The sequence below is a fragment of the Cohnella ginsengisoli genome (assembly GCF_029525555.1).
GTDB lineage: Bacteria > Bacillota > Bacilli > Paenibacillales > Paenibacillaceae > Cohnella > Cohnella ginsengisoli.
Genome location: NZ_JAPDHZ010000003.1, coordinates 369,305 through 392,404 on the forward strand (window position 1 = coordinate 369,305; position 23,100 = coordinate 392,404).

Genomic DNA, 23,100 nt, shown 5'->3' on the forward strand with positions numbered 1-23,100 from the left:
GTTGGCGCGGCATCCGTGCGAGATGCGCGGCTCGGGCGTTACAGGCGTGCTTCCAGTTCTTTTTTCTTCTCCTCGAAGCCGGGCTTGCCGAGCAGCGCGAACATGTTGACCTTGTAGGCTTCGACGCCCGGCTGGTCGAACGGATTGACGCCCAGCAGGTAGCCGCTGACGCCGCAAGCGATCTCGAAGAAGTAAACGAGCTGGCCGAAGCTGTGCGGCGTGAGGTCCGGCAGCTGAACGACCAGGTTCGGCACGTTGCCGTCCGTATGCGCCAGGATCGTGCCCTCGAACGCCTTCTTGTTCACGAAGTCCAGCGTCTTGCCCGTCAGGAAGTTCAGGCCGTCGAGATTGTCCGCGTCGCTCTGGATCTCGATCTGCTCCGATACTTCGCCGACCTGGAGCACCGTCTCGAAAATGATGCGGTTGCCCTCTTGAATGAATTGCCCCATCGAGTGCAGGTCCGTGGAAAAGTCGACGGAAGCCGGATAGATGCCCTTGTAGTCCTTGCCTTCGCTCTCGCCGTACAGCTGCTTCCACCATTCGGACACGAAGTGCAGGCTGGGCTCGTAGTTGACGAGAATCTCGACCGCCTTGCCCTTGCGGTACAGCGCGTTGCGGATGGCGGCGTACTGGTACGCCGGGTTCTCCGCGAGATTCGGATTGTTCAGCGCCGTGGCCGCGTCCTGCGCGCCCTTCATGATCGCTTCGATGTCGATGCCCGCGGCCGCGATCGGCAGCAAGCCGACGGCCGTCAGCACCGAATAGCGTCCGCCCACGTCGTCCGGGATGACGAAAGATTCGTAGCCTTCGGCGTTCGCCAGCGTCTTCAACGCGCCGCGCGCCTTGTCCGTCGTCGCGTAGATGCGCTTCTTGGCCGCTTCCTTGCCGTACTTGCGCTCGAGCGCCTCGCGGAAGATGCGGAAGGCGATCGCGGGCTCGGTCGTCGTGCCCGACTTGGAGATGACGTTGATCGACCAGTCCTTGCCTTCGAGCGCCTGCAGCAGATGCGTCACGTAGGTCGAGCTGATGTTGTTGCCTGCAAAAAAAGATTTGCGGCGTCTTGCGCTGCTCCTTGGAGAGCGTGTTGTAAAAGGAGTGCGACAGCATCTCGATGGCCGCGCGGGCGCCGAGATAGGAGCCGCCGATGCCGATGACGACGAGCGCCTCGGAGTCGGATTGAATCTGCTTCGCCGCCGCCTGGATGCGGGCGAACTCTTCTTTGTCGTAGTCGAAAGGGAGATTGATCCAGCCCAGGTAGTCCGAGCCTGTGCCCGTGCCGTTGTGGAGCTGCTCGTGCGCCAGCTTCACCGCCGGAGCCAGATAGTCGATCTCGTGCTGCCCGATGAACTGCAGCGCCTTGGAATAGTCGAGAGAAATGCTTTTAGCCATTATCGTATTGCCCCTTTCAGGTTCCATCGTTCGCGTCCGGTAGGCACGTAGCTTTAGAATAACCAAATTTCGCCTTCGGTACAAGCAACCGCGACCGGGCCTGCGAGGGGCAATACGCGCGCCTGTCAAGCTGGAACATGGCGAAAACGCCAATCGGCGTCTTCTGACGCACGTTTCGGGAGCCCCGCTTTTCGCGGATCAATTGACCGGCTTGCCGATCTCCATCCCGGTGCTCTCGAGTCCGACCCGCACCTGGATGCGATAGTCGATGCGGGCGAAGCGGCGCGGCCAATCGCCGGACCAGGCAGCCCATCTGGCGGGCGCATGACGGCGAAGCCAGTCTCCAGTCCCCAGCAGATCCGTCTGCTTCTCCTTCAGATGCTCGATCGTTTCCGTCATCCGTTCCTCTACGTACGCGGCGAGCCTTGCGTTAAACCGCTCGATATCCTTCTCGGTTTCCACCTTCGTGCAGGTCAGCTCCCCGATCGCGCCGTCCAGCGTGGTACGAATCTCCAGTCTGACGGAATCGCCGCGCGTTACGGGGCGAATGCGCGTCTCGGCGGCGGTCGCGTGATAGGCGTCGATGCCGGCGCCGCTGGCGGGACAGGGAAGCTCGAGCACGCCTCTCGCGAACCGGTTGTTCAAGATGGACAAATAAATCGAATCCGACGACGGCAGCGTGCCGACCATCCTACCCTCCGGAAAGCGGATGACGGCCAGTCCGGCGATGCCCGCGACAGGCGGCTGGCCCGGCTGCAGCACCGCATAGGGCAACGCTGCGGCTTTAGACTGCATCATCGATCGGATCGTGAGCTCCAATAACGTGAAGTCTCTCGTTTTGGCCGTATACTTCGACGCGTTCGCCTCCGTGCTTCGGAACTGCTGCGCGATTGTCCTTTCGATTAACGGCCGCTGCGCCAGAAACGCGCCTGCCTCGCCTTTGGTGACCAGCATCGACACCGTCCCCCGCGGCCCTTCGCCCCGGGAAAAAAAATCGGTGAACCGCCTGATGTTCATGGCGCCTGCAGCCTTTTCCCCGATCAGGAGCACCTGCAAATGGCTCCACTGCGGACGACGCCCCAGCTCGATCGCAATGTCCTCGGAGGCGCCGAACAGCGAACTTGAGATCGTATCCGTGTTGACGTAAGTCTGGCCGCCCTTGGACGGCGATCCGAGTTCGGTGCCGCCGGTCGGCTTGTAGATTTGGGTCGTCATGCGAATCGCGCCGTCGTCCGTCAAATCGATTGCCGCCGCCTGCACGAAGCCCCAATCGGTCAGCTCATGACCGCTCCAGCAGCCGCCCGTCAACAACGGCAAGCCGAGCGCGGTGATCCAACGCAGCAGCCGTCTCATCGTTGTTCCCTTCTGCCCGGGCCGCCGGCATGCAGCTTGCGGTTGCGGGGCGAACGCATCAGCGTCTTGAGCGGCGCGCGGACGAACACGTCCCGAAGATCCCGAAGCTTGAGCGGCGCGAGGGAGGACAAATAAGGCTGCCCCAACGTTTCCAGGCAGCAGAGATGCAGCAGGATGAAGATAAAGCCGAGCATGAGCCCGTATCCGCCCATGAAGCTAGCGGCGAGAATAAGCGGGAAACGCAGCAGCCGGATCGCGATCGCCATCTCGTAATGCGGAATGGCGAACGACGCGATGCCCGTCAACGCGACGACGATGACCATGATCGGCGAGGCGATCTTCGCCATGATCGCCGCCTGGCCGATGACCAGCGCCCCGACGATGCTGACCGCGGAGCCTACGGGTCTCGGCAGACGTATGCCCGCTTCGCGGAGCAGCTCGAAGGACGTCTCCATAATAAGCGCCTCGACGATCGCGGGAAACGGGATCCCCTCCCGCGCATCCAGAATGGCGAGCAGCAGGATGTTGGGAATCAGCTCCGGGTGAAAGGTGGACATGGCCACGTACGCGCTCGGCAGCGTAAGCGCAATCGCGAAGGCGAGAAGGCGGAGCTGGCGTATCATCGTCGCATACGCCGTACGGACGTAATAATCCTCGCTCGTGGCGAAGAAGTCGACGAACAGCGCCGGACAAATAAGGATCATCGGCGAATTGTCGGTCAGCACGAGAATTTTCCCGTCCAGAAGCGATGCGGCCGCCGTGTCGGTGCGTTCCGTATAGCGGTGCTGCGGAAAGGGCGACCAGTCGGAGTCCTGGATCGCATCCTCGACGAACGACGTGTCCAACACTTCGTACGGCGCGATCCGGGCGATCCGCTCCCTGAATGCGGCCAGCATGCCGTCATCGACCGTGCCGTCCAAATAAGCAAACGCGATGTCCGTGCGAAGTACCGTACCGGCCGTGACATACTCGATTTTTAGCCGGGACGTTCCGATTCGCTGGCGGAGCATGCCCAGATTGACAGGCAGCGTCTCCACCGTGCCTTCCCGCGGTCCTTGGACCGATGGCTCGTTTACCGGCTCCATCACCTGTCGCTTCGTCAATCCGGCGCTCCTGAAGCCGGCCGCCAGCGTCCATCCTTCGGCAATCAAAATCAAATACCCCTGCCAAACTTTTTCCTCGATCGCGTCCCATTCGTCGAACAGCTCGGCCTGATGGCGCGCGCCCGCTTCACGCAAGCTCAATTCGCGGTCTGACGCCGCTGGGCTGTCCCCAGCAAGCTCCATCAGCAGCGGTTCGGCCAGCAGCAGCCGGATCCTTCTGCTCTCCTGCTCGTCCACGAGCGACGAGCAATAAACGATGAGCGCAACCGCCTCCCCCTCCGGCCCGCCGCCCAGCGGGATGATGGACACGTCCTGGCAGCGGTCGAACAAAGCGCAAGCCTTCGCCCGATTCATGCGAAGCTCCCTCGACAGCGCCTTATCGGATGTCTTCTGGGTCACCTTGCCGCGCCTCCTTTCCGTTATACCGGCTATGCCCCTTTCCCCGTTCCCCGTATCGCGGTCATCCCGGCATGAAGCGTAAGAAACGTTCCGCCAACCAGCAGCACCGCAAACGGCCAAATGACGTAAACCTGCGAGAAAAAGTCCGCAGGACTGTCGAAAAGCGTAAGGGACAGGAAGAGGCACATCAGCGCTAACGGGTAGACCGCCGTCCGTTCGTCCTTGAACGGCAGCCAGCCTTTGACGATCAGATTCAACATGTACAGATAGACCGTCGCCTTCATGTACGACCCCAGGATGAGGGCGATGCCTACGATCGATTCGGTACGTTCCATCATATCTCCGATATGGATCTCGCTGGCCAGCTTGAACAGCGAATAGATAAAAACGTCCGAAGCGGGACCGAAAGCCATGCTCGAGCACAGAACGGCCATAATCAGCAGCGCCGCTGCAAGCGCATAGCCCTTGTACAGCTTGCCCCGCCAAGGCGCGGCGCCAGGCGCCGCGGGCACGAGATGAATGAGCAGGGCGTAGAGAAAGATCTCCCCGAACGGGAAGCCTGCCGTCAACAATAAGCCGTGCAACACCGGCCTGGCCATCTCTCGCGGCCATATCGGCAGCAGCATGCCTGAATGATAAAGCGGGATGGCCAGGACGAGGACGGCCGAGATAAACGCGACCATCACCGTCAGCAGCAGCACGAACATGCGGGCGGTTACTTTGATGCCCGCGCGCACCGTCGCGGCGGCCGCGAACAGGCTCGTCGCATTAAAAATATAAGCAGGCGTCTCCTTCATCATCACGCCGCTGAAAAAGTCGCCGATGCCCGAAACGATCGCCGAGACGGCGAATAGCAGCATCAGCAGCACGATAAAAAACATCAGGCCGGATAGGGGTTTGCCGAACAGCGCCGCGCTGTATTCCATGATGCTGCGGCCCCGGTGAGCGCGGTTCAGGTACAGGACGGCGGCAAGCATGAGCGTTCCGAAGACGGCGGCGAGCGAGGCCGATATCCAGGCGTACTGCCCCGCGTAGTGTGCCAATGGATGCGGAATGAAGACGATCGAAGAGCCCAGCGTGGTGGCGGTGATTAGAACGGACATTTGTCCGGGCGTGATTTGTTCCTTGCGCCCGGTCATCCGTTCCCGCCGCTCGCCAGGAACCGGTCGAGCGCCGCTGCCGGCGTCTTCAGCAGCACGCCCATCAATTCCGGAAGGCTCGGCCAATCGGCCTGTCTCACATAGATCGCGTCCTGATACAAGACGGGCAGTAGGAGCAGCGTAAAAGCCGCGAGTTCCTTGCCCCGCATTTTTTTGACCGAGGCGCCTTGGGCGACGGCGAGCGCCGCGAACAGCGCCACGCTAAATCCGAGCCTTACAATCATCCGACGGCCGCCTCCCGATTCCCGCTTGCTGGTTCTCTTTCCTAATGTTTGAACGACCGGTTCTTTTTTATTCGCGCAGGCCGTCAAAAAAAGCCTTCAAGCGTACGCCGGATAAAAGGCGCTCGCTTGAAGGCTTTTAGTATGAGGAGAAGGAAAATATTAAACGCGCTTGATTCGCCAGGTGGCGCTCTGGAAATCGCCCTCCAGCTGCGGTACCGGAAGGCCTGCATACATCAGCTGGTCTCCGCCGAACCGCTCGCCGGTGCCGACGATCTCGTAATCCGCGTTCGGGTCGAGTCCGGCGAGGCGCAGCCAGTCGATCGGCGCGTTCGGCTGGGCGAGCACGCGGAAGAACGCGACGAACGCCTCGGACTTGTCGGCGGAGACGATCGCCCATGCCGTATCGTTGCCTTCGAACGGGCTCTTGAGGCGATACAGGTCTCCGAATTGCACGAGTTCGCGCAGCTCCTTATAGGCAGCTACCTGCGCTTTGACCTCTTCCTTTTCCTCCGGCGTGAACTTGGTCAGGTCCAGCTCGTAGCCGAAGTTGCCGGACATGGCCACGTCGCCGCGCATCTTGAGCGAAGTGACGCGGTGCACTTGGTGGTTCGGCACGGCCGATATGTGCGCGCCCATCGAGCTGATCGGATAGACGAGACTCGTCCCGTACTGGATCTTGAGCCGGCATACGGCATCCGAATTGTCGCTCGTCCACGTCTGCGGCATGTAATGCAGCATCCCCGGATCGAACCGCCCCCCGCCGCCGGAGCAGCTCTCGAACAGAATGTGCGGGAACCTGGACGTGATCGTCTCGAGCACGCGGTACAAGCCGAGCATATAACGGTGCGCCGTCTCGCGCTGGCGTTCGGGCGGCAGCAGCGCGGAGCCGATCTCTGTCATGTTGCGGTTCATGTCCCACTTGACGTAAGCGATCGGCGCCGAAGCCAGTACCCCGCCCACCGTGTCGATGATATAGTCGCATACGTCCTCGCGCGACAGGTCCAGGATCAGCTGGCGCCGACCCTGCGTACGTCTGCGGCCTTCGACGTGGAGACACCAGTCCGGGTGCGCGCGGTACAGGTCGCTGTCCGGCGAGATCATCTCGGGCTCGAACCAGAGGCCGAACTGAAGACCGTGCGCGTTTACCCTTTTCGCCAGATCGTCCAGCCCTTGCGGCAGCTTCTTCAGATCGACCTTCCAGTCGCCGAGCGACGTCGTGTCGTCGTTGCGGTAGCCGAACCAGCCGTCGTCGAGCACGAACAGCTCGATGCCGAGCCGGCTGCCTTCCTCCGCGATCGCCGCGATCTTGTCCGCGTCGAAGTCGAAGTAGGTCGCCTCCCAGTTGTTGACGAGCACGGGACGCGTACGGTCGCGGAACTCGCCGCGGGAGAGACGGCTGCGATACAGCCGGTGATAAGTCCGGCTCATGCCGCCGAGACCTTCGTTCGAGTAAACGAGCACGGCTTCGGGCGTCTGGAACGATCGGCCCGGCTCGAGCAGCCATTCGAAGTCGAACGGATTGATGCCGATCGATACGCGCGTCGTGCGGAATTGATCTACTTCGGCGGAGGCGGCGAAGCTGCCGCTGTATACAAGGCTGAAGCCGTAGGCGTCTCCCTGCTCTTCTCCCGCATTCGGCGATACCAGCGCGACGAAAGGGTTGTGCTGGTGGGAGCTGGAGCCGCGCCGGCTCTCGATGCCCTGCTGCCCTTGGACGAGCGCTCTGCGCGAGAGGTTCCGCTCGTTCGCCCAACCGCCGTTCAGGTGCACCAGCTCGTAATCGTCGTTGTTGAAGTCGACGCTGGCGCTCAGCGCACGGCGAATGCGGACGGAATCGGCGCTCTCGTTGACGTAGCGGACCGAGCGGGCGATCGCGTCCGAATCGCGGAACGTCGTGTAGCTCAGGATCGCGATCAGGCCGGAATGCGAATCGTGCAGCGTCAGCTCCAGCGTTTCCGCTTCATCGTCGGTCTCCGCATAAGTAGCGGGCAGGCCCTCGAGCTTCGGCTTGCCGGCGAAGATGCGGTGATCGCGGTAGACGAGCTCCGCGACCGTCGAGCCGTCGGAAAGGCCGAATTGATAAGCGGGGCTGCGGAAATCGCCCGAGCCGTAGCCCGGATATTCTTGGAGCAGCGTGTCGAGAGACAGCGACGGCTTGTCCGGATTCGGCGTCGGGCTGAAGCTCGCGCGCTCGCGCAGCGTCAGGCCGCCCGGCCATGAGGCGTTTCTAAGCTTGGGTCCCCAATAAACATGTGCGGGATAAAGGCCTTCGACAACAGTAATTATGTAGCTTGTATTCGGCGTCTGCAGATGAAACGTCTGACGCTCACGGTCGAATGAAATCGCCATGTCAGCCTCCTCAAGTATTAGTCTATCCAGTTAGCATACCGGAATCGAATGTGCGGATACATGGAATAAAGACGTTTTTATATGTTTTTATGTGACTCGCGCGCAGTGGGTGGCAACGATTGTAAATATGGCGAGCGCACGATGCTTTTCACGGACTCGTACTTCTCCTATAATGTAAGAATCGGATTGAACCCTGGGAGGGAAATCAATATGCCAACGATCGCATTTATCGGACTCGGAACGATGGGTCTGCCTATGGCCGCGAACCTGCTCCGCAAGTCCTATCAGGTTATCGTTTACAACCGTACGCCCGGCAAGGCCCAGCAGCTGCTCGAGCTCGGAGCCGAGGAAGCCGCTACGCCGCTCGCGGCGGCGCGCGTCGCCGACGTCGTCCTGACGATGATCAGCAACGACGCCGCGGTGGAGGAAGTGTATTACGGGACCGAGGGCGTGTTCGCCGGACTTAAGCCAAACACCGTGCTCATCGACAGCAGCACCGTATCGCCCGATTTGGCGCGCCGGCTTGCACGGGACGCCGCGGACGCGTTTTGCGACTTCCTCGATGCGCCGGTGACGGGGAGCAAGCCCGCAGCGATTGACGGCACGCTTCTATTTATGGCCGGCGGCGACGCGCAAGTCGTGGAGGCGCAGAAGCCGTTGCTGCTGGCCATGGGCCGCGAAGTGCTTTACATGGGACCGAGCGGCAGCGGAGCGGCTGCCAAGCTTGCCCACAACACGATTGTCGGCATCAATGCCGCCGGCCTCGTGGAAGGCATGGCCATCGCGGCCAAAGCCGGCATCGACGCTTCTTCCTTCCTGCAGGTCGTCCAGGGCGGCGGCGCTGCGAGCAAGCAGGCCGATCTCAAGGGCGCGAAGATCATCGACCACGATTTTAGCGTTCAGTTCTCGCTTGCTCTGATGCTCAAGGACCTGAAGCTTTCCTCCGCGCTGACCGACGGTCTCGGCGTTCCTACGCCGATGCTCGAAGCGTCCAAGAGCCTGTTCCAGGCCGGCGCCTCGGCGGGCTACGGCGAAGAGGATCTTGCCGCGCTGGCCAAGCTGTACGAGCAGTGGATCGGCGGACGGATCGGGCGGGTTAAGGGCGCCGACGAAGAAGTTTCCGCTGCCGCGGAAGTACAAGAGGCGGAGACCGATGCGGACCGCCGCAAAAAGAAGCGCGTCGCGCTGAACATCCCGCTCATGATCTCCATCTATCAATGGGAGCAAGCAGGCTCGTTCGCCGGCCAGAGCGTCGACGCCGTGCTGAACGACGTTTCCGAGGACGGCTTGCAGGTGGCCAGCTCCATTCCGCTCGAGAAAGACATGTTCGTCGTCATTCACTTCCAGCAGGAGACCAGCCTGCCGCCTATGACGGCCCGCATCATCCGCATCGAGCGCAAGGAAGGGCAGTTCCACTACGGCTGCCTGCTGTCGGGGCTGGCCCTGTACCAGCGGCTACAGCTCAAGGAATATATCGAATCGCACGGCTGACGCCGCGGGTTCGCCATTAAAACGAATAAGCCTTCGGCGCAATGAGGCGCCGAAGGCTTATTTTCATGCGTTTACGCAGTCGGACTTAGGCGTCCAGGTACGAGCAGACGTAGTCGGCGACCTGCGTTACCTTAAGCTTGAACTTGGCATTCGCCGGTACGGTAAATTCGCCGGTGCCGGAGATCGAGATCCACTCTTCGCTGCCCGGCAGTTGAACGGTGAGCTCGCCGGCCAGAATCTCCATGATCTCCTTCTGGTCCGTGCCGAACTCGTACTCGCCCGGCAGCATGATGCCCAGCGTCTTGCGCGTGCCGTCCGCGAACTTGACCGTACGGCTCGTTACCTTGCCGTCGAAGTAAATGTTGGCTTGCTTTACGACGCTGACTTGATCGAATTGGGACATGGAATAATGGCCTCCTAAAAGTGGGTTGGGTTCATATCGGTTGTAATAAGGGTCGCGGTGCGAGCACCTTCTTTGCCTATGCAACGCGCTAACGCGCCTTCGCCGCAAAAAGCCGGCCGCCCGCTTGGGGGGGGCCGGCTCCGCATCGGAGCGCTCGGGATTCGCGGACTCATTCGTCCGACCGCCGATTGCGCTCCAGCCTGCGGTTAGATCAGCTTGCGGAACTGCTCGACGACGTTCTCGACCGTAAAACCGTATTCCTTGATGACGCGGTCGCCCGGCGCGGAGGCGCCGAAGGTGGAGATGCCGAGTACGGCGCCGCCGTCTCCGACGTAGCGCTCCCAGCCGAACGGCGAAGCCATCTCGATCGCCAGACGCGCCTTGACGCCCTTCGGCAGCACGCTTTCGCGGTATTCGGCGGACTGGGCTTCGAACAGGTCCCAGCTCGGCAGGCTGACGACGCGCACGTGAATTCCCTTTTCGGCCAGCGCCTTTTGGGAAGCGACGGCAAGCTGTACTTCCGAGCCCGTCGCGATCAGGATGCCCTGCGCTTCGCCGGCCGCTTCGGAAAGCACGTAGCCGCCCTTCTTGATGCCTTCGCGGGCTAGCTCCGCCGTGCCTTCGAGGATCGGCAGATTCTGACGGGTCAGGACGAGCGCGACCGGATTGCCGGTGTTCTCTAGCGCGTACGCCCATGCCGCGGAAGTCTCGTTGCCGTCGCCGGGACGGAGGACAGTCAGACCCGGGATGACGCGGATCGAAGCAAGCTGCTCGATCGGCTCGTGCGTCGGGCCGTCTTCGCCTACGGCGATGGAGTCGTGCGTCAGGACGTATACGACCGGCTGCCCCATGATCGAGGCCAGGCGCACGGCCGGACGCAGGTAATCCGTGAAGACGAAGAACGTGCCGCCGTATACGCGAAGACCGCCGTGCAGCGAGATGCCGTTCATCGCGGCCGCCATGCCGAACTCGCGGACGCCGAAATAAATGTTGCGGCCGCTGTAATCCTTCGCGCTGTACACCGGCAAGCCCTTCAGATGCGTCATCGTGGAGCTTTCCAGGTCGGCTGAGCCGCCAACGAGGTTCGGCACGTTTTTCGCAAGGCCGTTCAGGGCGTTGCCCGAAGCGACGCGCGTGGAGAGCGGCTTGTCCTCGGTCGTGTACTTCGGCAGGTCGGCGTCCCAGCCCTGCGGAAGCTTGCGCGCGAGCGCGTCCTCGAACTGCCGAGCCAACTCCGGATGAGCGGACTTGTACTTGCCGAAAAGCTCTTCCCATGCGGCGTACGCTTGCTCGCCGCGGCTCTTGACCTCTGCGAAGTGGCTGCGCACTTCGTCGGGCACGAAGAATTCAGGATGATCCCACTCGTAGAACGCCTTCGTCAGCTTCGCTTCCTCGGTTCCGAGCGGCGAGCCGTGCGGACCTGCGTGGCCGCCCTTGCCGCCCTTATTAGGCGAGCCGTAGCCGATCACGGTCTTCACTTCGATCAGGGTAGGCTTGCTCGTCTCGGCTTGGGCTTCGGCGATCGCCTTGGCCAGCGCGGCCAGATCGTTGCCGTCCTCTACGCGCAGCACCTGCCAGCCGTAGCCGTCGAAGCGCTTGGCTACCGACTCGGAGAAGGACAGGGAAAGCTCGCCGTCCAGCGAGATATCGTTCGAATCGTACAGGACGACCAGCTTGCCGAGCTGCAAGTGGCCGGCGAGCGATGCGGATTCGGAGGAGATGCCTTCGGAAAGGTCGCCGTCGCCGCAGATCGAATACGTGAAGTGGTTAATCAGATCGAAGCCGTCGCGATTGTATGTAGCGGACAATTGCGCTTCCGCCATCGCCATGCCGACGGCCATCGCGATCCCTTGGCCCAGCGGTCCGGTCGTCGCGTCGACGCCGGCCGTGTGGCCGAATTCGGGATGCCCTGGCGTCTTGGAGCCCCATTGGCGGAAGTTCTTGAGCTCTTCGAGCGGCAGATCGTAGCCCGAAAGATGCAGCAGCGAGTACAGCAGCATCGAACCGTGGCCCGCGGACAGGACGAAACGGTCGCGGTCGATCCAGCTCGGCTGGGAAGGATTGTGCTTCATCGATTTGGCGAACAGCTGGTAACCCATCGGCGCCGCGCCCATCGGCATGCCGGGGTGTCCGGACTTCGCCTTTTCGATCGCGTCGATCGCGAGCGTACGGATCGTCGTAACGGAGAGTTGCTCGATCGTATTTGCGTTTGCTGTCATTTTGGTAATGACCTCCTCTATCTGCATTGCATAGTTATTATGCGTTAATTCGTTAAATCGCCGCAGTTCAGCCTTGCCTATTGTAACATGGGGGTTGCCCGTTTGCCACAGCACTTGTACGGACAAGTGGAAAGTTTCCTCATAAGTAAGTCCGCATCTCGCGCGACGCGGACTTACGATTATCGTTTTCTTTGCCCAGCGGCTTTATCCGTACAGGCGTCCGTATGGGGTCCTTCGCCTCTGTTTAGATGAAGGCGACCGTCTTGTTCTGGTACACGACCAGGCGATCTTCGATATGCCACTTCACCGCTCTGGCCAGCACGATCCGCTCGATGTGGCGGCCCATGCGCTTCAGCTCGTCCACGTTGTTGCGGTGGCTGACGCGCTGCACGTCCTGCTCGATGATCGGACCCGCGTCAAGCTCGGCGGTCACGTAGTGCGCCGTCGCGCCGATCAGCTTGACGCCGCGGTCGTAAGCCTGGTGATACGGCTTGCCGCCGACGAAAGCCGGCAGGAAGGAGTGATGGATATTGATGATCCGGTTTGTGAAGTGCTCGATGAACTTGGGCGTAATAATTTGCATGTACCTGGCGAGAATAACCAGATCGACCTTGCCCGCGGTCAACTCTAGCTGGCGCCGTTCGGCTTCGGCTTTGGTCTCCGGCGTGACCGGAATATGATGGAACGGTATGCCGAACGATTCGACGAGCCCGCGCATGTCGTCATGGTTGCTGACGACCATGCTGATCTCGGCGTCAAGGTCGCCGGCCTGCCATTGCCAGAGCAATTCAAGCAGGCAATGGTCCTCGCGCGAGACAAAGATCGCGAGGCGTTTGCGCCGAACCGCGCGATAAACGCTCCAACGCATCTCGAACCGGTCGGCGATCCTCGCGAAGTCTTCCTGCAGCGCAGGCAGGTTCTGCTCGAGATTGCCGAGATCGAAAGCGATCCGCATGAAAAACATGCCGCTTGCCGGGTCGGTCGTGTATTGATCCGACTGAAGAATGTTGGCGCCTTTCTCGTACAGAAATTGCGAGACGGCGGCGACGATCCCCGGCCGGTCGGGGCAGGAGATCAGCATGCGGGCACGATTCGCGTTTTCCTCGCGTCCCTTGCTGTCCTGGTGTTGGTAGACATTCTGGGTCATGACGGGTTCCTCTGCCTCTCTATCGATTGCTTCGTTTTCTTACGATGTCTCGCCGTCGGCTCCTTATACTTTGGCGAGCCATTCCCTGCCGGCGAGATACGCAGTCAAGCGCTGATTCACGGCTTCTTCGCTATAATCGTCCGACAGCACGCGATGCTCCATCGCCAGATCGTACAGACGTTCGAGCGGTTCGCGCGGATCCGCCTTACGCGCTTTGGCGTCGGACTTCAGCAGTTCCCAGGTGCTCAGCACGAAGGCGCGGTGATCGATATCCTGCTTGCTGAAGAAATGATGCAGACGCGCTACGTCCTCGAGGAATTCGCCGCCGAAGCGGAGATCGACGTCGCCGCGCAGCAGCGCGATCTCGGCCTCGTACATCGGACGCTCTTTTCCGGCGTTTTTGCCGATCCAGGGCGTCTCGAGGATAAACGGCTTGCCGGCCAACGAAGGATGGCTGACGACATTGTTGATCGCCTCGTAGCCGATCCAGCCGGAACCGACCGGCGTATGGCGGTCCTTGCCGGCGCCGCGCGGGTTTTTGCTGTCGTTCAAGTGAACGACGGCGATGCGGTCCAGGCCGATAAGGCTGTCGAACGTCTTCAGGACGCCGTCCAGATCGTCGACGATATCGTAGCCCGCATCGTGCACGTGGCAAGTATCGAGGCAGATCGTGATCCGGCCGTTGTCGCGCACGCGCTCGATGATGGCGGCGAGCTCTTCGAAGCTGCGGCCGATCTCGGTGCCTTTGCCGGCCATCGTCTCCAGGGCAATGTTTACGTTCGTATGCTTGGTCGCGTCCAACACTTCGTTAAGTCCTTCCGCGATGCGGGCGATGCCGTATTCGACATCCTTCTCCGTGTAGGCGCCCGGATGAAGCACGATGTTGTTTACGCCGATCGCGTCGGTCCGGCGAACCTCCTCCTGCAGGAAGTTGACGGCCAGTTCGAACGTGTCTTCCTTATAAGAACCGAGGTTCACGATGTAAGGCGCGTGGACGACGATCTCGCCGATTCCCGCAGCCGACATCGCTTCTCTTCCCTCGGGAATGTACAAGCTCTCGATAGGCTTGCGCCTCGTATTCTGCGGCGCTCCCGTGTAAATCATGAACGAGCTGGAGCCGTAGGACTTGGCTTCGTCCGTCGCCGTCAGCAATCCCTTGTCCGAAAAAGACACGTGGGAACCGATCTTCAGCATGGCTTTACTCCTCTCCGTATGCGGCGCCCTTTGCTGCCTAGGCCCGTCCCTTCAAATCAAAATCTATTGTAGCGCGAACGCCGAAATAAATCTAGAAGACCGTGTCCGCCAAAGACGGTAAACAAGCCCTGCGGCGAGCCGCCTTTTAAACGAAAAATCGCCTCCGGAAGGACACGCCCGCCGTTGCGGAAATAGCGCGAGAATCGAATGACGGCTTTTCTCTTTCGCGGGACAGACTGGTAGAAATACGATATAATTTCGGAAGCGAGGTGAACGCAAAAATGAAATCCAGTCCCGATTGGTTTATGTACTTTATCGCGTTTTGGGGCGTCGTGCTGGTCGTTTTCATGAGCATCGGCGGCTTTTTCATGTTTCGCAAGTTCCTGAAGGTGCTGCCGAAAGCCGACGGCAAATCCAAGCTCGATTGGCAGAACCACTGGGTCGAGCTCAGCCGCCCGCTTTGGAACGACGAGTCGAAGGCCATGCTGGACAAGCTGGTATCTCCCGTGCCTAACGCCTTCCGCGACATCGCCAAGCACTCGATCGCCGCGCAGATCGGCCAGCTCGCCGTCGAGAGCGGCGAAGGAAAAGTAACGGAAGAGCACTGCATTAAAGGTTATATTATGGCGACGCCGAAGCGCGATCACGCCTTTTTTAATCAGCTTTTTTGGACAGCAACGGCATCGATTATTCGCCGTACGCCCATCTGCTCGATTCGGAAAAAACGAAACCTTTGGCCCCTCCCGTCGTCTAACATAAGGAGCGGCTCGTCCGGACAGGACGGCCGCACGATCGTTCGGAGGTGGTCTTGGTATGTTCAATCAACTGAATCGGTACGGTAAAAACTCGGCCTGGGCCGTCGCCGTTCTGGCCATGCTGCTCATGGGCACGGCCTGCAGCAACGACAAGGACGGAAGCGACGCTTCCCCTTCGCCTAGCGTATCCGCTTCTGCGTCCCCCGCATCGTCGCCTGACGCCTCTCCGTCCGCACAGCCGGACGCCAGCGCAACCGCGTCGCCTGACGCGTCGCCTTCCGCCGCGGCTCCTTCCGGCGCGGTCGACGAGAAAGAATCGGCAGGTACGTACAACGGACAAATCGACAATCACTCGATCGAGATCGAGAGCGCCGAGGGCGTCCGCGCTTATCAGATCGATGACGCGACTTCGGACAAGCTGTCGACCTGGGACGACGGCCTGAAGGTCAAGTTCAAGTACAAGATCAACGAGATCAAAGGCGACAGCGAGACGATCGAGCAGTACGTCATCACCTCGATCGACAAGCAATAATTCATGTCATTCCCATGAGGTGAGCCCATGCGCGCAGTGCTGTGCGGCGGTACCGGATTTATCGGTTCCGCCTTGGCCGAAGCCCTCTCCGCCCGCGGAGACGAAGTATGGATCATAACCCGGAGCAAGCCTGCGGCGCCAGCCGCAGGCTTGCTTTATGCGACTTGGGATTCGTGGCTGGCCGATCCTGGCCTGACCGGACCCCTAGACGCTATCGTCAATTTGAGCGGAGCGACGATCGGTCGCAGATGGACGCCCAAATCCAAAGCGCTCATCCTTTCCTCCCGAATCCAAGCGGCCGGACGCATCGCGGATGCCGTCGCACGGATGCAGAGCCCGCCTTCTGTGCTCGTGAATGCCTCCGCCATCTCGCTTTACGGACATTCGGAGTCGTCCGGCGGACGTTATCCTATGCCCTTCGACGAGAGCGCGCCCCCGCGTACCGAGGATTTTTTGAGCGAGACGATCGTGCAGTGGGAGGCTGCCGCCGACCGCATCCCGATTGAACGCATCGTTAAGCTGCGGATCGGTCTTGCACTGGGCAACGGCGGCGGTTCGTACCCGCTGCTCAGCTTGCCGACCAAGCTGTTCGCCGGAGGCCGTCTCGGTTCTGGCCGGCAAGGTATGCCCTGGATCCACATCGACGATATCGTAGGGCTCATCTTGCTCAGCTTGGATATCGATGCGATCTCCGGTCCCGTCAACGCGGTCGCGCCCGATTTGGTAGACAACGACGCCTTCGGCAGGACATTGGCGAAGGTACTTGGCCGCCCGTATTGGCTTCACGCGCCCGCTTGGGCGATTCGCGCCGCGCTCGGCGAGATGTCCGCGCTGCTGCTCGCCGGGCAGTTCGCGATTCCGCGCAAAGCGTTGGCGCACGGATACGTTTTCCGGCATCCCAAGCTGGAAGGCGCTCTTCGAGACTTGAAGGATCGCCGTTAGTGCGCTAGTTCCGCAGCGCCTCGCTTGGCGCATGGAACCTGTAGATCGATCCGGCCATCTGCAGGCAATCGCCCGCTTCGAGCGGATAAGCTTCGTACGGCGCCATCGGACTGCCGTTGAGCCAACTGCCGTTGCGAGACCCCAGGTCCTTGGCCAGCCATCTTCCTTGCTCACGCATCATCTCCAGATGCGCTCTGGACATGCCCCCCGATTCATCTACGTGCTGAGCCGCGTCCCGGGAACGTCCGATCACGAGGGATTCGGTTTTCAGCGGTATTTTGCACGGCCGTTCCGCGGACTCCCATTCCAGGTAACATACCGCGGAAGCTGCCGCCTGCGGCGAAGCCAACAGCTCCGTCGCTTCCCGCTTGGCAGGCAGCCATTCCGTCTGGGGACGATCATTAAAGGGGGGCTCAGACGCCGCCCTCGAGCTATCCGATTCTTCGGAGTAGGATTCGAATCTCGCGAACGTTACGACGTCCGGCGCGCGAGATTTCTCCTCTGCCTTGGGCTCCGGCCATGCCGGAAAAGAAGCGATCCGATCCGGCGCCGGTTCGCTCGAATCGGGGCCGGCCTCAATCTCGCGATACGATTCCGCCCCCTCCTTCCGTGTCCATCCGTTCCACAATAACAAACATAAGCCCGCGCAAGCCGCCGTTGCGCCTAGAGACAGCGCGAGCCCGCGCGTGCCCGGGGCGCCCGCGTAAAGGGTTTTCCACGCAATGCCTGCCGCGATCGCGGACAGCGCCACGAGCCATGAGCGCCACCTGGCGGCGCTCATGCCGCCTGGCATCAGGCCGGTTCCTTCCGCCGCATCTACTTCCCCCTCCGACAACGGCTATGCCCGGACTATGCTCGGGCGAGAGGGCATTCAAGCGATGCCATGAGGAATCGCCGGCTTCCCTTTCCATTCGGACGGGCGTCCGGGATGGCGCCAAGCCGGGCCAGTCCGGCCGAGGTAAAACCCCGATCGCCCCCGCGCGCGCCTTCCCTTCCGATTGGACTGCGGCAGGCGTCGAGGTCTGCTCTATTCGAACGAACATCCCCTCTTTTTGATCCGCGGCTTGGCTTATGCGTCCGGCGCGTTCTTCCGCGCGCTCGCACAGATAGCGTCGAGCGAAGGCACGCAATGACGAGGGGACAAAGCCTTCCGAAGCCGCCATTCCGAGCAGTTGCTGCAAGGCTGCGCCGTCCGGATTTTCCGCGCGCATGACCCATCTGACGATTAGGCGCTCAAGTCCCCCTTCGTTATCTGCCGACGGTGCGTCGTCTGCAAGCGGCAAATAGGAAAACCGCAAGTCATGCCATCCGCTCCCCACGAAAATGTATTCGTCTCGCAGCAACAGGCGAGTAAAATCAAGCATATGGTCATGGCACTGCTCAGCCGTTTCTGCCAGCTTGCACAAAGCAGCCATCGCGTCGGTCATCGTCCAGCGTTCGGCCCGGAGCGTCTGGCTTAGCATTTTGCTGCCTGCCAGCCGATAACGCAGCCCGATTCGCCCATCCGTTTCTTCTACCGTCAAAGGCAGAAGACCGGGTATCTCGCATGCCTGCAGCATACCCGTCTGGACAGCGTCCAGATCCTCCCGCCGCCATGGCGCCGACGTCCGTTCAAGCACCATCCATAGCCCCCGCCGCTGCTCGAATCTCGTCTTCAGCTCGTTCATGATTCCCCTCCTTATCGTCCTCGTTCGACCGTCGTTACATTTTCATTGCGTTATCCCCCCGGAGAACGCAAGCAGGACGTACGCAGGCGCGACGGCCAGCATAAAAGGAAACTTCGCGCCCTTGCCCGCGTACGACGGATGCGATCCCCACGGCCAATCGAACTTAAGCGCCCATGGACGTACGATCGGCACTTTTAACGTTAGCAAGAGCGCGGCGATCCCGCCCGCGAACAACAGCGAAAAGACGGCCAGGTGCAGCGCCGAAGAAGCGCCGGCCCATGCGCCGTATGCGGCGAACCACTTAACGTCCCCGGCACCCAGGCCTTTGGCGATATGAAGCAGCCCAAACGGAATCGCCCCGGCGGCGATTCCTCCGATCGTCCACCAGACGCGAGCGGGGCCGTAAGCGGCAATTTGAAAGATAAAGCCGCCCGCCGCGAAAGTGACGCACAGCAAATTGGATATTTGCATTCGCCTGATATCGCTCCAGCAGGCGAGAAGAAGCAGCGCTGCCGTCGCCGACATTACGATCGTATCCACGGTTATCCTCCCTTTCCGGCGGATTTGGCTTGCACCTCGAAACGCTGTTGAAGGCTCCCTCCGCTATAAGAGGCCTCCCATGCCCAATCGCCCGGCGTCGTGTTGCCCGATACGAGCCATGTCCAAGAGACGCGCCCTGTCGCGTCGGCCGTCGCCGCGCCCAGATGCCTCGCTTGACTTAGGCCGCTTTTGTAAACAACCTTGAGATCGACTGCAGCACCGGGTTCCGCCCGTAAAACCAAGGTCACTCTGCGCCCGCGCTGAACGGGCGATGGCTCGAGCGAAACGAAACCGAGCGAGCCCGCTTCGCCGCCTGGCTCCGGAGCTGCCCCGGCAAGCCGCTCTCCCCCCGTCCAAACCCGCTCCCTGACGGAAGCCCGAACAATGAGCGGCCGCCCGGACCAAGGGAACGAAAACGGCAGCTTGTATTCCGCTTCCAGCGTCAAATAAGCTTTGGCAGGATCCCGTGCGTCCGGCAAATCAACGCGGACCAGCTTCATTCGCGAAGCGGGCAGCATGGACTTGCTTAGCCTGTCGGCGACGCGGGGCTCCAGCGTTTCCTTCGCCAGAAGGGCGTCCGGATACCAGTCCCCTGAAGCGAAGCGTTCCGCCCAATCGGAGAGCGGTTCGGGCAAATAAGAGGCAAGCTTGCCGACCGTTTCCTGAGGCCCCGCCAGCCGTTCCTTCCAGCGCGTATAGGCGCCTGCGTCCGCGCCCGCGCCTGCAGCATCGCCCGCTTCTGCCATACTTTCGGATAAGGGGTACCATATCGCCGCGGTCTGCCTGGCCGTCTGGGACAGAGCGCCTTGAAGCGCCATGGCGACAATCGAGGCGTGAATCAAGTAGATTAAGAAGAGAACGCAGATCATGACCGTCGGCATGGTCAGCGCGGCTTCGAGCGTCAAGCTTCCCTCGCTGCCCGCCTGCTTTTTATTGATAAGCGCTATCCGCCGAAAAAGCCGTCTCATAGCGATTTCCCTTCACCGTCCCCTGCCAGGATACGCTCTTCCCCGCGAGTTTGGCGGCGCCCGGCAAAAACCATAAGCGCACCGAGGCGACGCCTCGCGCGCCTGCGTAGGTATAGGCTTCCTGGAGATCTACGTCGAGCGCGGCCTCGATCAAAGCGATCCTGCGGGCCGTCTGCCCGTCGGAGCTACCGTGCAGCAGTAAAAACAGCCGGATGTAATCCTTATAGAAAGTATCGATTTTCGCGTATTTGGACAGGGTTATGACGCCCCGGTCCAGCAGGCCTTGAATATCCTTCAGCGCTTCGGTAATGCCGTAAAGCGCGGCAGCCGCAAGCACGACCAGCGGATGCCCGTAAGAGCGGCATTCGATCAGCCCTTCCATCGTACGGATCGCGAGGCGCAGCGCAAACAATTCTCCGTATGCAGCCGCAATATTCGCCGCCGGATTGCGCAGTCCGTACAATACGTATTCGTTTTCCTGCTCGCCTGGCATCAGCAGGCCCTCTCCGCCCCCGTCCAGCATCGATCGCACTTCGGACGGCTCTGCCGTAGAGAAACGCGAGTAAGAATATTCCGCGAAATAGACGGCGTCACGCATCCCCGTCACGCCGTCTCCAAGCGCATCCAGCCAACCGTCCGCGGATGCGAAAGCCGCCTTGCGTCCCTCTGACGCATCCGAGGGAAGACGGGCCGGGGCTGCTTCTTCCTGGCCTTCGTTCCAAGTTAAGTTTCGATGGTACAGCCAATCCAGCCGTTCGAATGCCTGCTTCTCCTCCGGCGACGATCGCATGCCTGCGAGCGTGGCGAGAAAGGCGGTAGCGCCCGACCAGGCGGTCCGCGACTGATTCTCCAGCGAACGGCGCTCCTCCTCGCCCGATCTTTGAGACTTAAGCGCTTCGCGACGTCCGGCCGTGACGCTTCCCGAACCTCCATACTTGTCAGCGAAGCCTGCCAGCAGCGATTGAAGGCGGTCCGCACTGCCGCGCAGCGCCCCGTCCATGCCGGACGAGCCTGGCGCCGCGTCCAAGGAGACCGCCATCGACTGCGCCGCTTCGCGCAAGCCGGCGCCTTCACTGCGGATGCCTTCCAGCTCTTCCTTGTAGCGGCTCCAGTAATCGTCGGGCAATACCAGGTCCGAGGCAGTGCGCCGAAGTTCTTGCAGAGAGCCCGCCTCGCCGCCTCCGAAGCTCCCCCTCGCCTGTCTCCGCCGGCCAATCGGCAGGCTGATCGGCAGCGCGCCCGGCTTCGGCCGCGATTCGCGACATTTCCGCATTCGCCGCTTCGGCTTCCTCCGCATCCTTCAGGGCAGCTTCAAGCGATTTCTCCAGCGTGGACGTAGCTTGTACCGGCTTGTTCCGCAGCCGGCTAGCCAACTTGGCGATCCCGCGTTCGTAGGCCTCGATCCGCGCGGCGTACAACGGCCCGTCCGAGGAAGCGGGCGTCGGCGAATTCGACGGGGATGCTCCCGACGAGGGTGAGGCCCCATTTAATTTTTCTTCCGCCTCCCGGCGCAGTTTCTCCGCCTCCCGCTGACGCTGGGCTTCGGCTCTGGCCGCATCTTCGGCTCGCTTCGCCGCATAATCGCCGTACATTAAAGCCGCGTCCGCAATATCCTGAACGTCGCCGGCCGACCTGCTTCCCGTCATCGATACCGGCGGCCGCGGGACGATCGCTTCGAAAGCGTCCGCGATAGCTTCGCCCGCTTCGATCTGGCGGTTCAGCGCGCGATCTAAGGCAGCCTCGCGTTTCTCGTAAGCCTGACGCATGTCTTCGAGCAGATCGGACGTTTTTTTCGCTTCCTTCATCAAAGCAGGCAACCCCTTGAACCGCGAAGCCAAGTCAAGCGTCAAGTCGATCGGCGCCTTGTACTTCATCTCCTCCAGTACCTGACGCTTGAACACGGCGTGGGAACCGAGCGGCCGGCTCTCGATGACCTCCTCGTCGCGCCAAGCCGTATCGAGCAAACGCAACGCGGCCGCATCCTCCGGATCCCGATGCCCTTCTAGCACTTCGGAGAGCAGCGCTTCCGGCGCGCTGCCTCCGATCGCGAACAAGCCGTACCGCTCGTATAGCGCAGGATCGTATGCGGACAATACGCCTCTTGCGCCGGCCTTCATCGACAGCTCCGCCTGCTGGCGAAAAGCCGCGATGCGGCCGAAATCGATCAGCGTTCCCGTCAGAAAGATCATCGCGGCCATCACCGCCGCCATGTATATGGATACGGCTCCCGAGGACGCTCGTCCAAACCGGAACAGGCGATTTTTAACCCCTCCGTATCCCCAGGCTTTATTGCGACTGCGCATCCGCCTTCCTCCCCAATATAGAGCCTGCTTTGCCGATATAGGTCTCGGCGCCGCCTCCCTCCCGCTTCACCTTGCCCGTGTAGTAACGGACAAGGTCGAACGTACGCATCCATTCCGCGGGCTCCGTCACCGGAGCCGACGATTCGGACGACGCAACCGATGAACCGCGCAGCAAAGCTAGCGGGCTTAGCTCGCCCGGATCCTCCGCCGAGACCGCGATCTCCCGCTGGAGGCCGCCTCGCTCGTAACGGATGCTGCCGCGCCAATTAACGGCCATCGCTTCGACGGCCGGGTGCAGCTTGCGCAGCGTCAGACGGTCTCCAGGATCCGTCGCTCCGGGGAAAGTCAGCGAATCCGCCGACTCGTCCGCCGTCCAGCCAAATAGACCTTGCAGCAGCGCGTCGTCGGTCAGACGCCAGTACAATCCGTCGTACCGGCCGTCCTCGTAAGCGCCTGTCGCGAACTCGCTTTCCGCGTGACTCCAATTAAAGGCCGCCCTTTCCGCCGCAACGGCGGATTTGTAATGGACGATCGCGTTCTGGGCGGTAAACAGCGCATAAAACAGGAGCAAAAACGTAACGATCAGCAGCGTCGGCATCAGCATGCTCGCCTCCAGCGAATAAGACCCGGAGGTCTGACGCCATAAGGAGAAGATATAGCCTTGCCAACGATGACGGACCGAGAGAAGAGCGGCATGAAGACGAATAAAGCCGAACATCTCTATTAACTAAAAAACGAATCCGACTTGTCCTCGACCTTGCCGAACAGCCGATCCAGGAAATCCAGAATCCAATCTCTGAACAGTATGGCGATGGCGATGATCACCGCCGCGATCAGCACGATCTCCAGCGTGCCAAGTCCCTCCTCGTTCCTCCAGAAAGCGTTCAGCTTGCCGCGCGCGTACGTACCGAGCTTGAATGAAAGACGGCGAATATTCATGTAATAAACCTCCTATTGAAAAT

17 protein-coding genes and 5 pseudogenes are annotated in these 23,100 nt (G+C 61.1%); 5 read left to right on the top strand and 17 right to left on the bottom strand.

The window, feature by feature from the left end:
• Positions 1 to 38: 38 nt before the first annotated feature.
• The 6 genes and pseudogenes from OMP38_RS12770 to OMP38_RS12795 all read right to left on the bottom strand — a co-directional run bounded on the left by OMP38_RS12770 (position 39) and on the right by OMP38_RS12795 (position 7,977).
• A pseudogene (locus OMP38_RS12770) lies at positions 39 to 1,389 on the bottom strand (glucose-6-phosphate isomerase).
• A 198-nt stretch (positions 1,390 to 1,587) separates the two neighbouring features.
• Positions 1,588 to 2,742 carry a Ger(x)C family spore germination protein gene (locus OMP38_RS12775; RefSeq protein WP_277565506.1) on the bottom strand — a complete coding sequence of 385 codons (1,155 nt, stop codon included), beginning with the start codon at positions 2,740 to 2,742 and terminating at the stop codon, positions 1,588 to 1,590.
• On the bottom strand, positions 2,739 to 4,244 hold the full coding sequence (locus OMP38_RS12780; protein WP_277565507.1) for a spore germination protein: 1,506 nt from the start codon (positions 4,242 to 4,244) through the stop codon (positions 2,739 to 2,741). Before OMP38_RS12780 ends, OMP38_RS12775 begins: the two co-directional genes overlap by 4 nt.
• A gap of 29 nt (positions 4,245 to 4,273) precedes the next feature.
• Positions 4,274 to 5,383 carry a GerAB/ArcD/ProY family transporter gene (locus OMP38_RS12785; RefSeq protein WP_277565508.1) on the bottom strand — a complete coding sequence of 370 codons (1,110 nt, stop codon included), beginning with the start codon at positions 5,381 to 5,383 and terminating at the stop codon, positions 4,274 to 4,276.
• Positions 5,380 to 5,628, bottom strand: coding sequence for a hypothetical protein (locus tag OMP38_RS12790; RefSeq protein WP_277565509.1), 249 nt, complete (start codon positions 5,626 to 5,628; stop codon positions 5,380 to 5,382). The genes OMP38_RS12785 and OMP38_RS12790 overlap by 4 nt, the downstream gene beginning before the upstream one ends.
• Positions 5,629 to 5,787: 159 nt before the next feature.
• A complete protein-coding gene (locus OMP38_RS12795) occupies positions 5,788 to 7,977 on the bottom strand; it encodes an alpha-galactosidase (RefSeq protein ID WP_277565510.1) in 2,190 nt (729 codons plus the stop codon).
• A gap of 210 nt (positions 7,978 to 8,187) precedes the next feature.
• Between OMP38_RS12795 and OMP38_RS12800 the strand changes: the two are divergent.
• Together OMP38_RS12800 and OMP38_RS12805 are read left to right on the top strand one after the other, a co-directional pair.
• Positions 8,188 to 9,069: pseudogene (locus OMP38_RS12800) on the top strand (NAD(P)-dependent oxidoreductase); the annotation flags it as partial.
• A gap of 78 nt (positions 9,070 to 9,147) precedes the next feature.
• Positions 9,148 to 9,468: pseudogene (locus OMP38_RS12805) on the top strand (PilZ domain-containing protein); the annotation flags it as partial.
• Between the two features lie 85 nt (positions 9,469 to 9,553).
• On the opposite strand, the gene ppnP reads toward OMP38_RS12805, so the two are convergent.
• The 4 genes from ppnP to OMP38_RS12825 all read right to left on the bottom strand — a co-directional run bounded on the left by ppnP (position 9,554) and on the right by OMP38_RS12825 (position 14,431).
• Positions 9,554 to 9,871: a pyrimidine/purine nucleoside phosphorylase gene (ppnP, locus tag OMP38_RS12810; RefSeq protein ID WP_277565511.1), complete on the bottom strand. Its 318-nt coding sequence runs from the start codon at positions 9,869 to 9,871 to the stop codon at positions 9,554 to 9,556.
• 206 nt (positions 9,872 to 10,077) lie between these two features.
• Positions 10,078 to 12,090, bottom strand: coding sequence for a transketolase (gene tkt, locus OMP38_RS12815; protein ID WP_277565512.1), 2,013 nt, complete (start codon positions 12,088 to 12,090; stop codon positions 10,078 to 10,080).
• A 244-nt stretch (positions 12,091 to 12,334) separates the two neighbouring features.
• Positions 12,335 to 13,237 (bottom strand): formyltetrahydrofolate deformylase, encoded by a 903-nt coding sequence (gene purU / locus OMP38_RS12820; RefSeq protein ID WP_277565513.1) that lies wholly within the window; start codon positions 13,235 to 13,237, stop codon positions 12,335 to 12,337.
• 63 nt (positions 13,238 to 13,300) lie between these two features.
• Positions 13,301 to 14,431, bottom strand: a complete 1,131-nt coding sequence (locus OMP38_RS12825) for a deoxyribonuclease IV (RefSeq protein WP_277565514.1) — start codon at positions 14,429 to 14,431, stop codon at positions 13,301 to 13,303.
• Between the two features lie 281 nt (positions 14,432 to 14,712).
• Between OMP38_RS12825 and OMP38_RS12830 the strand changes: the two are divergent.
• The 3 genes and pseudogenes from OMP38_RS12830 (at position 14,713) to OMP38_RS12840 (ending at position 16,660) form a co-directional block, all read left to right on the top strand.
• Positions 14,713 to 15,185 (top strand): annotated as a pseudogene (locus tag OMP38_RS12830) (DUF2621 domain-containing protein).
• Positions 15,186 to 15,244: 59 nt separating this feature from the next.
• Positions 15,245 to 15,718: a hypothetical protein gene (locus OMP38_RS12835; protein ID WP_277565515.1), complete on the top strand. Its 474-nt coding sequence runs from the start codon at positions 15,245 to 15,247 to the stop codon at positions 15,716 to 15,718.
• Between the two features lie 27 nt (positions 15,719 to 15,745).
• Positions 15,746 to 16,660: a TIGR01777 family oxidoreductase gene (locus tag OMP38_RS12840; RefSeq protein ID WP_277565516.1), complete on the top strand. Its 915-nt coding sequence runs from the start codon at positions 15,746 to 15,748 to the stop codon at positions 16,658 to 16,660.
• A 4-nt stretch (positions 16,661 to 16,664) separates the two neighbouring features.
• On the opposite strand, the gene OMP38_RS12845 is transcribed toward OMP38_RS12840, so the two are convergent.
• The 7 genes and pseudogenes from OMP38_RS12845 to OMP38_RS12870 all read right to left on the bottom strand — a co-directional run bounded on the left by OMP38_RS12845 (position 16,665) and on the right by OMP38_RS12870 (position 23,077).
• Positions 16,665 to 17,453 carry an FHA domain-containing protein gene (locus OMP38_RS12845; RefSeq protein ID WP_277565517.1) on the bottom strand — a complete coding sequence of 263 codons (789 nt, stop codon included), beginning with the start codon at positions 17,451 to 17,453 and terminating at the stop codon, positions 16,665 to 16,667.
• A 403-nt stretch (positions 17,454 to 17,856) separates the two neighbouring features.
• Positions 17,857 to 18,327, bottom strand: a pseudogene (locus OMP38_RS35830) (DUF6382 domain-containing protein); the annotation flags it as partial.
• A gap of 42 nt (positions 18,328 to 18,369) precedes the next feature.
• On the bottom strand, positions 18,370 to 18,867 hold the full coding sequence (locus OMP38_RS12850; RefSeq protein ID WP_277565518.1) for an A24 family peptidase: 498 nt from the start codon (positions 18,865 to 18,867) through the stop codon (positions 18,370 to 18,372).
• A gap of 2 nt (positions 18,868 to 18,869) precedes the next feature.
• Positions 18,870 to 19,835: a hypothetical protein gene (locus tag OMP38_RS12855; RefSeq protein WP_277565519.1), complete on the bottom strand. Its 966-nt coding sequence runs from the start codon at positions 19,833 to 19,835 to the stop codon at positions 18,870 to 18,872.
• A complete protein-coding gene (locus OMP38_RS12860; RefSeq protein ID WP_277565520.1) occupies positions 19,798 to 21,108 on the bottom strand; it encodes a hypothetical protein in 1,311 nt (436 codons plus the stop codon). The genes OMP38_RS12855 and OMP38_RS12860 overlap by 38 nt, the downstream gene beginning before the upstream one ends.
• A 1,013-nt stretch (positions 21,109 to 22,121) precedes the next feature.
• Positions 22,122 to 22,742: a hypothetical protein gene (locus OMP38_RS12865; RefSeq protein ID WP_277565521.1), complete on the bottom strand. Its 621-nt coding sequence runs from the start codon at positions 22,740 to 22,742 to the stop codon at positions 22,122 to 22,124.
• A gap of 119 nt (positions 22,743 to 22,861) precedes the next feature.
• Positions 22,862 to 23,077 carry a Flp1 family type IVb pilin gene (locus OMP38_RS12870; protein ID WP_277565522.1) on the bottom strand — a complete coding sequence of 72 codons (216 nt, stop codon included), beginning with the start codon at positions 23,075 to 23,077 and terminating at the stop codon, positions 22,862 to 22,864.
• Positions 23,078 to 23,100 lie beyond the last annotated feature (23 nt).